The sequence below is a fragment of the Paraburkholderia sabiae genome, from assembly GCF_030412785.1.
In the GTDB taxonomy this organism is placed as follows: Bacteria; Pseudomonadota; Gammaproteobacteria; order Burkholderiales; family Burkholderiaceae; genus Paraburkholderia; species Paraburkholderia sabiae.
The window spans coordinates 1,480,995-1,496,010 of sequence record NZ_CP125296.1; the positions used below are offsets into that span (position 1 = coordinate 1,480,995).

Sequence of the window (15,016 nt, forward strand, 5' to 3'; positions counted from 1 at the left end):
TAGGCGAGATAATGCTGGCCGTTTCAAATCCGAACAGACGGAATCGATAGGTACGTCAGACGGGACGTATATCCGTCTGCATGACATCTATTGGGATATACCCAGTTTGACACCACCTGAAACCAGAGATAACCGCAACAGAATATGTGATCCAGCGAGCTAAACCCGCATGCGGGCGGCTCGCTGGCAAATTGATCGAATGACTACGAGACGGAAAGGAATCCGTCTCTAATGTAATTAATGCGTCGCCACCTGCCAGGCAAGAACCGGATGCGTGGCCCCCGGCAACATCACCCACGCGCCATTCGGCCCAAAATCCCAACCCGCGAAACTCGAAGGCGTGCTCATCTGCGCAGTCGTGAGTCCATTCGACGCCGGCAGGTTGCCACCGCTCGACGGTTGTCTCGTTGCCTCGACGTCCCAATACACGTCGCTGCCGAGACCCGTGCAGCCGGAGCAGACACCGCCAACCCACCGCGACACGGAATAGATCGGAGTCGACGACACGAACGACTGCGTTATCGTTCCGGTGTTAGACACCACCAGTCCACCGGCGAAGCCGTGCGAGGAAATCGCGGAGACAGGCCCGCTCGCGTATGACTGCGTGATCGTCCCCTGGTTGTCGACGACCAGCCCGGCGGCGCCCTCGTCCGCCGTAACGGAGGCGCTGCTTCCCGAACGCGCGATCAGCCCGTAATTGACGCCGACCAGCCCCGCAAAAGAATTGCCTCCATCGCTGGTTCCCGAAATGCTGCCGGTAGTAAAGACATTCGCAATCGTGCCGTGATTGCTGGCGGCCAGAATCGCCGATGGTGCAAAAATGGCCGTACTGACGTGAGAATCGACATTGACGTCCCGCACGACGCCCGTCGCTCCGATATCACCGAAAACTTCATTGGCGTTCGGTACGAGGTTGGAGATCGTGTGCCACATTCCGTCGAACTGACCTGTGAACGGCGTCGAAGATGCACGACCAAGCGTCTGGAATGTGGCATTGCCCGCGTCGATGTCCTTGCCTAACGCGTAGTTGCCCGTCATGTCGTTTGCGATGTTCTGAAGATCGTCGACCGAATTGACGAGCCGATACCCCGTTATCTGCGTGACGAGTCCGCTATACGTGGGCGCGGTCCACGCATCGTTGGCGATGAGCGTCCCGGCGCTGTAACTTCCGTTCATGTCATAGAGCGCGCTGACGATGCCCGTACTCTTCGACCAGTCGATCGTGCCGCCGTTGACGACGCTACCGCCGTTGTCGATTCCCGATGCGTCGGCACGCAAGGTCAGATTGCCCGCACCGTCGTTGGCTATCGTCGTGCCGTTCGTCACCGAAACGTTGTGATACGCAGCAAGCGTGAGCGAAGCAGGTCCTTGCCAGTGCAGACTCGACGCTACGCCGAGGTCGCCTGTCGTTCCATTCGCCCCCGTCGTGGCGACATCGACCGATGTGCCTGCATTCAGGCTGCTTTGCAGCGCGCGCGCGGCGGTTTCATCGATCGTGAAAGTGGGCGTCGAAAGATTCCATCGCCCGGCCTGTACGGACGCGTCCGGGCCGAACGCCAGTTGCGCCGCCTGCGTATCGACCGTTCCGCCGCTACCGTCCGCATTCGTCGCAGCGATCGCGCCGCGTTGGTCGACCTTACCGCTGTCGGCGACCAGCCACACATGACCATCGCGCGTCGCGGTTCCTGTGGCGCGGATACGCGCGCCGCCGCCGGCGAGCGCGTAGACGTTGCCATCCGCCGCCTGCAGGTTGACCTGCGCGGCTTCTATTTGCCCCCTGTTGGCTACAGTGCCCTGACTGCCCGTCTGCACGAATACCTGTTTGCTGCCTGCCGAATCCTGCAACAGCACGCTCTCGCCCGCCGCCAGTTCCGCCGTGCCGTTCGGTGCGCTCACCGTGCCTGCATTGACGACGGCATGTCGCGCGATCAGGAAGACGTCGCCGCCGCTCGAACTGATCTTGCCGAGATTGATCACGCTTGCATTCGAGTCGCCGGAAAGCTTGAGCATGTCGCTGCCGCTCATGAATGCGCAATTGCAGACGTCGAGTGTCGACGCGACGAAACGGCCGCCCGTGCTGACCACGCCCGACGGTCCGACGACGATCCCCTGCGGGTTGATCAGATACACGCTGCCCGTCGCATTCAGGTTGCCGAGGATCGCGGATGGCGATCCGCCCGTCACGCGGTTCAGGGTCGCGCCCGAGCCGTTGTCGAAGGTCACGCGGTTGCTCTTGCCGATCGAAAAGCTGTTCCAGTTGATCACGCCGCGCGTTGATCCGGGTTGCGTGATCAACAGTCCGTTGTTCGCATTCGTAATCGTGCCCGCGCCGGCGACGTAATTGCCGCCTTGAGGAAGCGCGCCTGCCGCAAACGCAGCATGCGACATTGCGAGTTCGGATAGCGTTATGCCGATGGCGATCCAGAGGCGGCCGCCTGACTTGAGTATCAATTGATTTTTACGCAGTACGCATCGCGCAGAACGAGTTTGTCCGGGACGTGTCATGCCTCCCCCTTCGCGCGCACGCGCGTATTGGCTGTAACAGGCTGCTTGCGACTGGCGCGGCCGACGGGCAACGCGCGAGTGCTAGCGTCTGAAGAATAGTCTTTCTCTTCGACGAAGCGTGCCGTTATCTCAGCGTTTTGCGACTTATTACGTGGGGTCGAATTTAATTTTGGGTGCGTGAGCACCTTTTGCCGTGCCCCTTAAACGTCACGTCGATGCGATGCCGTCATAGCTCTGTCCATCGTCGTGCGAGGTCAACAGATCGAGCAATGCTGACAGGTCAGCGGGTTTGACGAGATAGTGATCGACACCCGCCTCCATCGCCTGGCGAATGTTCTCCTCCTGGCCGTAGCCGCTGAGCGCAATGATCAGTGCGTCGCGACAGGCGGTGCCTTGCCTCAGATACGCCGCCAGTTCGTAGCCCGTCATGTCGGGCAGTCCGATATCGAGCACCACCACATCGGGCCGCATGTCGGCTGCCGCGCGCAGCGCCGATGCCCCATCCATTGCGCATCGGACGATGTAGCCATGTATCGTCAGCAGCGCTTCGAGACTCTCGGCAGAAGCAACGAGGTCATCGACCACCAGCACGCGCATCGCCGCCTTGCGGTTCAGGTGAACGACGGGGGCAAGCGCGGGTGCGGTACGTTCGGCCACAGTACCCGGCAACTGAACGGTAAATTCGGAACCCTTGCCCAGACCTTCGCTCCTGCATCGAACGGACCCGCCGTGGAGTTCAGTCAGATGCCTCACCAACGTCAGGCCGATGCCGAGCCCACCCAGCGACCGGTGCAGCGAGCCGTCGGCCTGTGCGAAAAGATCGAACACGCGCGGCAGAAAGTCGGCGTCGATACCTTGCCCGTCGTCGGCGACGGTAATGGTGGCCGTGCCGTCCGCAAAGCGCGTGGACAGCGAAATATGCCCGCCTTGCGGGGTGAATTTCGACGAGTTGTTCAGCAGGTTGGCGACGATCTGCGCAAGCCGCACGACATCGCCGTTGACGATGATATCGACGGCCTCTTCGTCGCAGGTCAAGGTCTGCGAACGACGGATCAGATGAGGCCGGCTGGTTTCGACAGCGCGGCCGATCACCATCGAAAGCGCCACGGGCGCCTGACGAAGCGCGACAGTGCCTCTTGCAATACGCGACACGTCGAGAAGATCTTCGACGATGCGCACCATGTGTTCGACCTGCGTGCCGACAATCTCACTGGCCCAACGAAGCACTTGCGCATCGCCCTCCTTTGCACTGCGCATCACGGCAGCCGCGTTCGCGATGGGCGCAAGCGGATTGCGCAACTCGTGCGCGAGCATCGCGAGGAACTCGTTCTTGCGCCTGTCGCCGTCGCGGATCGTCGAGAAAAGCAGTGCATTTTCCAGCGCGATCGAAGCCCGGCTGACGAACTCCTGGCACAACGTGATCTGTTCAGGCTGAATGGTTATTTGTGACGAGCACAGCACGACCACGCCCTTCTGGTTGCCCGTCAACAACGGAAACGCGCTCACGCGCCGAATGCCTTGCGCGACCGGTCCTTCTTCGACCGCTTCGCTCACGCTTTCATCCGCGGCGGGCTCGCCGTCTGCGTCGTCTTCGTGCAGCAAGCGATGCACGAAGCGGCTCGCGTCCGGAAAAAAGCGTGCAAGCGCGCCGGACTGAAACGCATCGAAATCCGGCGCATCGTCATCGTCGCGTCGTGTCGACTTCACGGTAAGACCCGTCGAAAATTCGCCGATGCCTCGCACGGCGACAAAGGCCATATCGGCGAGTTCGCTGGCTGCAAGCTCCGCGATCCGCTGCACTGTCGCGTCGATTTCCAGCGAGCGCGTCAATGCATGGCTTGCGGCTGCGAGAAAGTCCGCGCGCTGGCGTGCGCGCTCGGCTGCTGCTCTGCCCGCTTCGGCCCGCGCAATAGCTTCGCGTTCCTCCGCTCGCGACAGAAGCTCGTGGTGCATGCGGTGCATTTCCACGAACACCTTGACTTTCGAGCGCAGCACTTCGGGCACGACGGGTGCCGAAATATAGTCGACGGCGCCGAGCGAATAGGCACGCTCCATCTCCGATTCGTCGATATATGCGGTGACGAAAATAATCGGGGTTCTCGCCGTGCGTCGATACGTGCGCAACAACGAGGCCGTTTCGAGACCGTCCATACCCGGCATGTTCACGTCGAGCAGAATGACGGCGAAAGGCCGCTCGAGCACCGCCTTCAACGCCTCGCGGCCCGATGCGACCGTGATCACGTTCTCGCCGAGTTCTTCGAGGATCGTACGCATCACGACGTGCTGTTGCGGCAGATCATCCACCACGAGGATGTTGAGAGGTTGCCGCGAGGAAACGACCGCGTTGTCCATCGCCGTCTCCTAGCCGTGCAGCCACGCAAGCAGCACGGCAAGCAGATCGTCGCGATTGACGGGCTTCGACAGATAGTCCCACGCACCCGCTTCGATGCAACGTTCGCGGTCGCCCTTCATCGCTTTCGCAGTCACGGCGATGATCGGCAGCGTGCGCCCGACGGGCAGCTTGCGAATCTCGCTGGTGGTCACGAGGCCATCCATTTCCGGCATCATGATGTCCATCAGCACGATGTCGATGTCGGCGTCCGTTTCGACGAGCCGGATCGCGTCCCTGCCGTTGTCGGCCCACACATGATGCATTCCATGATCTTCGAGCACGGTCGCGAGCGCAAAGATGTTGCGCATGTCGTCGTCCACGATCAACGCCTTGCGCCCCGCGAGATCCGCGCTCGATCCATGCAGGCTTTCGATGATCGCCAGCGCCTGATCCGGCAGCCATTTCCGGTCGATATGCAGCCGCCCGACGCACAAATCAATCAGACGGCTCAGATCGGGCGCGATGAACGGATTGAAGCATTCGATTTCGCGTGTCCACGCTCCCGCCGTTTGACCCGGCGCAAAAACGATCAGCGGCAGCGGCGCGAAGAGACCGCGATGCGCGAGTGCGGCCTTCATGTCGTCGAGCGAAGCATCGAACGTTCGCTCATCGACGACGACACCGCACAACTGTTCGTCGCTCAGCGCATTCAGTATCTGTTCGCGTGTTTCTGCGTATATCGGCGTAATCCGCTCGCTGGAAAGCAGCGCGGCAAACTGCTTGCGTTCGGGCGATTCGGGCAGTGCGACGAGCAGTTTTCGCGGCGCTGCACTCGCATAGCGCGCGAGCACGCCCAATGCATCGTCGAGGACTTCGCGCGACTGGATCGGCTTGGGCAGAAAGGCGAACGCGCCCGCCCTGAGCGCGCGCTCGCGCGACTCGTCCGTCGAAATCATGCAGACGGGAATGTGGCGTGTCGCCATATCGTTCTTCAGGCGGCCGAGCACACGCCAGCCATCCATGTCGGGCAAGAAGAGATCGAGCGTGATGACATCGGGCTTGAACTCGTCCGCAAGCGTCAACGCGGGTGCGCCGAGCGGCGTGACGAGCCCCTTGAATCCCTGTTCTCGCGCGACGTCGAGCAGAAAATGCGCGAACGCCAGATCGTTTTCGACAATCATCACTACGCGGTCTTCGGCCGTGATGTTGAAGCGGTCGTCGTCGTGCGTGCCTGCCAGATCGTGTGTTTCGCTCACGACGTTATCCACGAACTCATGCGCGGCAACCAGATCGACAGCCTTGCCGATGGCGCCGTCGAGCGCGACGGCGGGTATCTCGTCGCCGGATACGGCAAGCGTCTTGCGCGCGACGCGTCCCATTTCACCCGCCAACGGCAGGTAGAGCGTGAACGTGCTGCCCTTGTTCGGCGAACTGGCGAGGCGGATTTCTCCACCGAGCAATTTCGACAGTTCGCGGCTGATCGCGAGACCGAGACCCGTGCCGCCATACTTTCGGCTCGTGCTGCCATCTGCCTGCTGGAACGCTTCGAAGATGATCTGCTGCTTGTCGGCCGAAATGCCGATACCCGTGTCCGACACCGAAAACGCGATGCAGGCCGGCGCGCCGTCGAGTCCTTCGTGATCCGCAGTCCAGCCGGCCGATACTTCGTCGACCGACAACGTGACGTGACCGCGATGCGTGAACTTGAACGCATTCGACAGCAGGTTCTTGAGGATCTGTTGCAGGCGCTTGATGTCGGTGCGAATCGACGCGGGCAAATGCGTGCCGAGTTCGATGACGAAGTCGACGTTGCGCGCTTCGGCAACATGCCGGAACGTACGCTCCACATACGATGTGAGATCGGCAAGACGATGCTCCGCGAAATCCATCACGACCGTACCGGACTCGATCTTCGACAGATCGAGAATGTCGTTGATGAGCATGAGCAGTTCGTTGCCCGACGAATGGATTGTTCTTGAGAATTCGATCTGCTTCGTCGACAGATTGCCCTCCGAGTTCTTGCATAGCTGATCGGAGAGAATCAGCAGGCTGTTGAGCGGCGTGCGAAGCTCGTGGGACATGTTGGCCAGAAACTCCGACTTGTACTTCGACGTCAACGCAAGCTGCTTCGCCTTTTCTTCGAGCGCCTGGCGCGCCTGCTCGACTTCCGTATTCTTGCGCTCGACTTCCTGGTTCTGATGCGCGAGCAGACGCGCTTTCTCCTGCAGTTCTTCGTTGGTCGTCTGCAATTCTTCCTGACGGCTCTGCAGTTCGCGCGCGAGCGACTGCGACTGCTTGAGCAGATCTTCCGTACGTGTGTTGGCCTCGATCGTATTGATGACGATGCCGATACTTTCCGTCAGCTGATCGAGGAACGCGAGGTGTGTCGGGTTGAAGCACTCGGACGAAGCCAGCTCGATCACGCCCTTCACCTGTCCTTCGAAGATCACGGGCAACACGAGAACGTTGTGTGGCACGAGGCTGATCAGCCCCGATGTAATGCGAACGCGTTCGCCGACGGAAGACTCCAGCAGGATCTTGCGCCGCTCCACCGCGCATTGGCCGATCAGCCCTTCTCCGAGTTGCACGCGCTTGCCATGCGACGAATGTCCGCTCGATGCATAGCTCGCCATCAGCATCAGCGACGCAGCGCGTTCGGACGCACGTTCGGACGAATCGAGCACGAAGAATTCGGCCTGTTGCACGCCGACGACAGGCGCCAGTTCCGACAGGATCAGTTGCCCGACCGCGACGAGATCCTTTTGCCCCTGCAGCATGCGGCTGAACTTCGCGAGGTTCGTTTTCAGCCAGTCCTGTTCCGTGTTGACCTGCGTCGTGTCCTTGAGGTTACGGATCATTTCATTGATCGTATCCTTCAGCGCCGCGACTTCGCCAAGTGCCACGACGGTAATCGATCTCGTCAGGTCGCCCTGCGTGACGGCCGTCGCCACTTCGGCGATCGCCCGCACCTGCGTCGTCAGATTCGCCGCGAGCTGGTTGACGTTCTCCGTCAGCCCCTTCCACGTGCCCGACGCGCCCGGCACCTTCGCCTGTCCACCGAGCTTGCCTTCCACGCCGACCTCGCGCGCGACGGTCGTCACCTGGTCGGCGAAGGTCGCGAGCGTTTCAGTCATGCTGTTGATGGTGTCCGCGAGCGCCGCCACTTCGCCTTTCGCCTCGACGGTCAGCTTGCGGGCAAGGTCGCCGTTCGCGACGGCCGTCACCACCTTCGCGATACCGCGCACCTGGCTCGTCAGATTGCCGGCCATGAAGTTCACGTTGTCGGTCAGATCCTTCCACGTGCCTGCGACGCCCTGCACGTAGGCCTGGCCGCCGAGCTTGCCTTCCGTGCCGACTTCACGAGCCACGCGCGTCACTTCAGAGGCGAACGAGCGCAACTGATCGACCATCGTGTTGATCGTGTTCTTCAGTTCGAGAATTTCGCCTTTCACATCGACGGTGATCTTCTTCGACAGGTCGCCTGCGGCCACAGCCTTCGTCACGTCGGCGATGTTGCGCACCTGGCTCGTCAGATTGCCGGCCATGAAGTTCACGTTGTCGGTCAGATCCTTCCACGTGCCGGCGACGCCTTGCACATCCGCCTGACCGCCGAGCTTGCCTTCCGTGCCGACTTCGCGAGCCACGCGCGTCACTTCCGACGCAAACGAACCCAGCTGATCGACCATCGTGTTGATCGTGTTCTTCAGTTCGAGGATTTCGCCCTTCACGTCGACGGTGATTTTCTTCGACAGGTCGCCTGCGGCCACGGCTTTCGTCACGTCCGCGATATTGCGCACCTGACTCGTCAGATTGCCCGCCATGAAGTTCACGTTGTCGGTCAGATCTTTCCACGTGCCCGCGACGCCCTGCACGTCCGCCTGTCCGCCGAGCTTGCCTTCCGTGCCGACTTCACGGGCAACGCGCGTCACTTCGGAGGCAAACGAGCGCAACTGATCGACCATCGTGTTGATCGTGTTCTTCAGTTCGAGAATTTCGCCTTTTACGTCGACGGTGATTTTCTTCGAAAGGTCGCCTGCGGCCACGGCCTTCGTCACTTCCGCGATGTTGCGCACCTGCGCCGTCAGATTGCCGCCCATCGAGTTGACCGAGTCCGTCAGATCCTTCCACGTGCCCGCGACGCCCTGCACATCCGCCTGGCCGCCGAGCTTGCCTTCTGTGCCGACTTCACGAGCAACACGCGTTACTTCAGATGCAAACGAACCGAGCTGGTCGACCATGGTATTGATCGTGTTCTTCAGTTCGAGGATTTCGCCCTTCACGTCGACGGTGATCTTCTTCGACAGATCGCCCGCGGCAACGGCTGTCGTCACGTCGGCGATATTGCGCACCTGCGCGGTCAGGTTGCCCGCCATCGAGTTGACCGAGTCGGTCAGATCTTTCCACGTGCCCGCGACACCCTGCACGTCCGCCTGTCCGCCGAGCTTGCCTTCAGTGCCCACCTCACGGGCCACGCGCGTCACTTCGGACGCAAACGAGCGCAACTGATCGACCATCGTGTTGATCGTGTTCTTCAGCTCAAGGATTTCGCCTTTTACATCGACGGTGATCTTCTTCGACAGATCGCCCGCGGCAACGGCGGTCGTCACATCGGCGATATTGCGAACCTGCGCCGTCAGATTGCCGCCCATCGAGTTGACCGAGTCGGTCAGATCCTTCCACGTACCTGCGACACCCTGCACATCCGCCTGTCCACCGAGCTTCCCTTCCGTGCCGACTTCGCGCGCGACGCGTGTCACTTCGGAGGCGAACGAGCGCAACTGGTCCACCATCGTATTGATTGTGTTCTTGAGTTCGAGGATTTCGCCCTTCACATCGACGGTGATCTTCTTCGACAGATCGCCTGCCGCAACGGCCTTTGTGACTTCAGCAATGTTGCGAACCTGACTCGTCAGATTGCCCGCCATGAAGTTCACGTTGTCGGTCAGATCCTTCCACGTGCCCGCGACGCCCTGCACGTCCGCCTGGCCGCCGAGCTTGCCTTCCGTGCCGACTTCACGCGCGACGCGCGTCACCTCGGACGCAAACGAGCGCAACTGATCGACCATCGTGTTGATGGTGTTCTTCAGTTCGAGAATTTCGCCCTTCACATCGACGGTGATCTTCTTCGACAGATCGCCCGCCGCCACCGCCATCGTCACTTCAGCGATGTTGCGCACCTGGCTCGTCAGATTGCCCGCCATCGAGTTGACGGAGTCCGTCAGATCCTTCCATGTTCCTGCCACACCCTGCACATCGGCCTGCCCGCCGAGCTTCCCTTCCGTGCCGACTTCGCGCGCCACACGCGTGACTTCGACCGCAAACGTGCCGAGCTGCTCGACCATCGTGTTGATGGTCTTGGCGGTTCTCAGAAACTCGCCTTGCAATGGCCGCCCATCTGCTTCCAGCGCCATGCTCTTCGACAGATCGCCCTGCGCGACGGCGCCGATCACACGCGCCACTTCGCTCGTCGGATGGACGAGGTCCGCGATCAGCGAGTTCACCGCATCGATCGAATCGCCCCAGAAACCGCGCGCATAAGGCAGTGCCGCGCGCTCTTTCAGCCGTCCTTCCTTGCCGACCACTTTACTGAGTCGGCCGAGTTCTTCGGCAATGCGGACATTCTGCTCGACCACATCGTTGAAGACGTGCGCAACCTTGCCGTGTATGCCCGGCCAGTCGGCAGGCAACGACACGGCTTCGCCTTTCTGCAGCGACGCCAGCGCGGCGAGCACGGTTTTCGTGGATTCGTGAGCCGTTGTCACGCTGTCGAACAGAAGATTGACGTGAGATGCGCTGTCGAGCCAGACGCCCGTCAATGCACTGCTCTCGATTGCAACGTCTTTCTTCAACACCCCGTGGCCCGACAGATGTCTCGACATTCTGCCGAGCCCCTGTCCGATGTGTCGCGTTTGAGAGGAGAGCATGTTGAATTCGGCTGCGACCTTTCCAGCGTCGCCCGTCCAGTCTTCAGGAAGACGATATGACGTATCGCCTCGCCGCAGCGCATTCAACGCGGCCGCGATATGGGCAAGCTGATCATTGGATTGCAGCGGCGACTCGACCTCGAACGTATCCATGCGTTCCTCACGTGTCACAAGCAGGCGATGCGTATGGTTATGGTTTTAACGCAAACACGAGGTCGCGTCCTTCGAATTGACGGACGCGAAGACGTCTAGCCGCGTCTGCGCGCATGCAATCTATCAGTCAACCGTTTAATTTGCCGTGAAAGCACGCTAACGCGAAATAGGTGGATTTACGGTACGCCGCTTGCAATGGGCGATTTATCCGTTAGACGGCGCGAGGCTTTTTAGCCGGTATTTGTTTCCACTTCGAATGGACATGATGTATTTTTTTCTTTTGCCATGCGAAGTTGATTGGCCTGGCGGGTACAGCCCAGGCATCGCGCGGCGAAAAGGCCGCGCGATTCAGATTGACCCCGTTGTCAGTGCAAGCTAAGGCGACGGGAGAGCGCGAAATGTTATCGAGGCGTCGGCGCGTCCTCCCGGATCAGTTCGCGGCGTTTCAATTCAGCCCAGAATTCGGCTGGAATTTCGGTCCGGAAAGTACGAAGGTTGTCTTCGAGTTGCTCAACGGTACGCACGCCTGGAATGTTGGTAGGGATCGCGGAATGTCCCAGCGTGAACTGCAGCGCGGCGGCTTTCAGCGGCACCGAATATTCCCGGCACACCTGCTCCATCTTTCGCACGCGTTCCAGAATGGCTTCCGGCGCAGGCGCGTAATTGTATTTCGCGCCGGGCACTGCGCCCGTCGCGAGAATGCCGCTGTTGTAGCCGCCGCCGAGTATCACCGAAACCTGCTGCTCTTCGCACAGCGGCAGAAAGCCGTCCAGCGCGTCCTGCTCCAGAAGTGTGTAGCGGCCGGCCAGCAACAGGCAGTCGAAATCCTGCCGACGAATCGCTTCATGCGCGACCTGCCATCCGTTGACGCCGACTCCCACCGCCTTCACGACGCCTTCGTCACGCAGCTTCAGCAGCGCTTTCGACGCGCCCGCCATTGCAGCCTCGAACATCTCGGGCTGCCGCGCGCCGTGCGTGAAGACATCGATGTCGTGGATCAACGCGATATCGATGTGCTCCAGCGCGAGACGTTGCAGGCTGTCTTCGATCGAACGCATCGTGCCGTCGTAGCTGTAGTCGAAGACGAGTTCGAACGGCAACCCGTCGACCCACGGTGCAAAGTTGATCTCCGCGCGTTTGCGCGGCTTCAGAATGCGCCCGACCTTGGTGGACAGCACAAACTGATCGCGCGGATACCAGCGCAACGCTTGCCCGCAGCGCGCTTCGCTCAAGCCGTGGCCGTACATCGGAGCAGTGTCGAAGTAGCGCACGCCCGCATCCCACGCCGCCTTGATCAACGAAGCCGAATCTTCTTCACTGATCGGTTTGAAGATGTTGCCGATCGGTGCCGCGCCGAAACCCATCATGGTGGTTTCGAGCCCCGAACGCGGCCATCGACGCTTTGCTGCCGGATCCATATTTATCTCCTCTCGTGAGTGACGTTGCGCGTTTCTCGAATGGCGAACGCGCCCTCACTTGACCTTGGCAGCAGCGGCGAGCTTACGCACGCCTTCCTTCGCATCCTGATTCGAGTTCATAAAATTCGTCACGACGTCGGTGATCGCTCCCGCAGTGACAGGCGACTGAAGTTCGCCGAAGGCCAGCGAAGGCAGGAATCCGCCGGACTGGATAGTCGCCTGTTCGTCGGCGCGCGATTTCTTGGCGCAGCTGTCGAACTTGTCCATCGGGACGTCCAGCCTCACCGGAATCGAGCCTTTGTAAAGACTGAACTGCTGTTGGAAATCGACGGACATGATGGTTTTGGCAAGCGCGATCTGTCCCGGTGTCGCGTCCTCCTTGCCGTTCTGCTGGAAGAACACGAAGGCATCGGCCGTGTACGTGTATGCGTTCGACGTGCCGGGTGCGGCCGCGCAGATATAGTCGACGTCCGCCTTCTTGTTCGCGTTGGCGAACTCGCCCTTGGCCCAGTCGCCCATGAACTGCATGCCGCCCGAACCGGAGATCACCATCGCGGTCGCGAGATTCCAGTCGCGGCCGTGATAGCCCTTATCGAAGTAGGTGCGGATCTTCTGCACGGTCTCGAACACCTGAACCATCTGCGGTGACGTCAGCGTTTTCTGATCGAGATCGACGAGCGCTTTGCGATAGAAGTCCGCGCCCTGCGACAGCACGACCGTCTCCCAGATCGTCATGTCTTGCCAGGGTTGACCGCCGTGCGCGACGGGCGTGATGCCCGCTGCGCGAAACTTGTCGGCGAGCGCGAAGAACTCCGGCCATGTGGTAGGCGGCGTACCGCCGACCTTGTCGAGATCCGCCTTGTTGATCCACAGCCAGTTGATCCGATGGACGGAGAAAGGCGCGGCCACATAGTGACCGCCCGACTTCACGTCGCTGTCGATCTGCTTCGGTGTATGCGCTTTCCAGTCGGCCGCGGCGGGATCGACCGTGACCAGCGTGCCCTGCTCGGCCCAGTCCTGAATCAGCGGCCCCTTGATCTGCGCAGCCGACGGCGCGTTGCCCGAAATTACCTGCGTTTTCAGCGCCGTCATCGCCGCTGCTCCCGCGCCTCCCGCGATAGAGAAGTCCTTCCACTCATAGCCCTGCTTGCTCATGTCGTCCTTGAGCACGCGGATGGCTTTCGATTCGCCACCCGATGTCCACCAGTGCAAGACAGAAATCTGTTCGGCAGCGAGTGCCGCGTGCGTACCTGCGACAAGCAGCGCGACAGCCGTCGCGACCGAGGTCAGTGATCGTTTCATTGCAGTCTCCGAAATTTTCTTTATGGTGTGGCGACGCATACGCAATCATCGCGACCGCGCATGCGTGCCCGTTTCAACTACAGATCAAACCCGAGTTGCGCTTGACCAAGCGCGGTCAGGTCGTCGGCCGTTGCGCGGCCGGTGAAATCGACTTCGAAATGGTCGGTCGGGAAGTCAGGCGGGCTTTCGCCTTTGAGGAAGCTCGGCAATTGACGCTTCAAATAGGCATCGTTTTTCGCGCAACCCGGCACCGAGGCGATGTACATCACGTTGCTGTAACCCGCGCCTTTATGTTCGTCTTCGACGGCATGGATCACGTCGCTGTGCCAGAAGACGGTATCGCCCGCTTCCATCTTCGGAATCGACGACAACGCTTCGAACAGCGGCGCATGAAAATCCTGTTTGATCGAGAGCGCGCGGCCCGGCATCGCGCCGCACAGGTCGTCGTCGGCAACATCGTCCTGCAGTGCGCGCAGCAGGATGTACACCATCGAGTTCGCGACAGGAACGAGTTGCAGCGTGCCGTCGCCGGGTCCCTGCGGCGTCAGTGCCGTCCAGCCCTGGAAGGTGCGGAACATCGAGCAGACAGCGGGTGACGGGATCTCTTCGACGTCGGTTCGGAAGGCGGCGTCGAATGGATCGTAGTCGCGCCAGTTGCCGGAAAACACGTGGCGATACACCTTGCGGAAATTGCTTTCGATCCAGCGCTCGACCGATCCGCCATCGCAATGCGCCGACAAACCCAGCGACGCCGAACCCGGCGGCCGCCGACGCAGACGGTCGGCATAAACAGGCACATGCTCCGGATCGAAATGAACGCGTCCGTCGCTTTCGTTGCGCCAGAGCTTGTTGAGGAACACACGCGCCGCCGTCAGCGACGCCGACTGGCGGGCCAGCACTTGCGGCTTCGACCAGTACACGCCGTAGATCTGCGGCTTGCTCGAAGCCAGTTGGCCGAAGTATTTGTCTTCGGCGCGGTTTTCGAGGCGCTTGTCCAGATTATTTCGCTCGACATAGTGAGCGATGTCTTCGTCCCAGCCTTGCACGAGTTCGCTGGGGAAGACCTTGCGGATCACACAGGCGCCGCGTGCCTTGACGAGCGCGATCTGTTCCGCGGTGACGCGCCGTTGGGCGATGTCGGAAAACTGAATCTCGGGAATGACATCTTCGCCGCGATTGCGCTGCGCCGCGATTCGTTTCGCTTCTTCGCTGATGGCCGCTTCGACTTCAGCAAACACTTCGCGGTAATTCGGCAACGCCGCGCGCAGTTCCTTTTTTGCCTGCCGGATCGCGCCCGGAAGGTCATCGATTTTCAGCGCCATGATCGTCTCCGTATGAATTTCGTGTCCGCTAGAATATGCCGCGCACATCGGCCTTGGTGA

Annotated in this window: 6 protein-coding genes; all 6 read right to left on the reverse strand. The window is 60.7% G+C overall.

What is annotated here, in order from left to right:
- Positions 1–237 precede the first annotated feature (237 nt).
- Entirely contained in the window at positions 238–2,505 is a 2,268-nt protein-coding gene (locus QEN71_RS36095; protein ID WP_201656692.1) for a two-partner secretion domain-containing protein, read from the reverse strand.
- 207 nt (positions 2,506–2,712) lie between these two features.
- A complete protein-coding gene (locus QEN71_RS36100) occupies positions 2,713–4,857 on the reverse strand; it encodes an ATP-binding response regulator (RefSeq protein ID WP_201656696.1) in 2,145 nt (714 codons plus the stop codon).
- A gap of 9 nt (positions 4,858–4,866) precedes the next feature.
- Entirely contained in the window at positions 4,867–10,914 is a 6,048-nt protein-coding gene (locus QEN71_RS36105) for a hybrid sensor histidine kinase/response regulator (RefSeq protein ID WP_201656699.1), read from the reverse strand.
- Positions 10,915–11,315: 401 nt separating this feature from the next.
- On the reverse strand, positions 11,316–12,332 hold the full coding sequence (locus QEN71_RS36110) for an aldo/keto reductase (RefSeq protein WP_201656703.1): 1,017 nt from the start codon (positions 12,330–12,332) through the stop codon (positions 11,316–11,318).
- A gap of 54 nt (positions 12,333–12,386) precedes the next feature.
- Positions 12,387–13,634 (reverse strand): ABC transporter substrate-binding protein, encoded by a 1,248-nt coding sequence (locus tag QEN71_RS36115; protein ID WP_201656706.1) that lies wholly within the window; start codon positions 13,632–13,634, stop codon positions 12,387–12,389.
- Positions 13,635–13,711: 77 nt separating this feature from the next.
- Positions 13,712–14,956, reverse strand: coding sequence for a DUF1479 domain-containing protein (locus QEN71_RS36120; protein ID WP_201656709.1), 1,245 nt, complete (start codon positions 14,954–14,956; stop codon positions 13,712–13,714).
- Positions 14,957–15,016: the final 60 nt, after the last annotated feature.

What these genes read in the sequence shown, in the direction of transcription:
- QEN71_RS36095 (WP_201656692.1), bottom strand. Translation starts at nt 2,505, where the DNA reads ATGACACGTCCCGGACAAACTCGTTCTGCGCGATGCGTACTGCGTAAA.
- QEN71_RS36100 (WP_201656696.1), bottom strand. Translation starts at nt 4,857, where the DNA reads ATGGACAACGCGGTCGTTTCCTCGCGGCAACCTCTCAACATCCTCGTG.
- QEN71_RS36105 (WP_201656699.1), bottom strand. Translation starts at nt 10,914, where the DNA reads ATGGATACGTTCGAGGTCGAGTCGCCGCTGCAATCCAATGATCAGCTT.
- QEN71_RS36110 (WP_201656703.1), bottom strand. Translation starts at nt 12,332, where the DNA reads ATGGATCCGGCAGCAAAGCGTCGATGGCCGCGTTCGGGGCTCGAAACC.
- QEN71_RS36115 (WP_201656706.1), bottom strand. Translation starts at nt 13,634, where the DNA reads ATGAAACGATCACTGACCTCGGTCGCGACGGCTGTCGCGCTGCTTGTC.
- QEN71_RS36120 (WP_201656709.1), bottom strand. Translation starts at nt 14,956, where the DNA reads ATGGCGCTGAAAATCGATGACCTTCCGGGCGCGATCCGGCAGGCAAAA.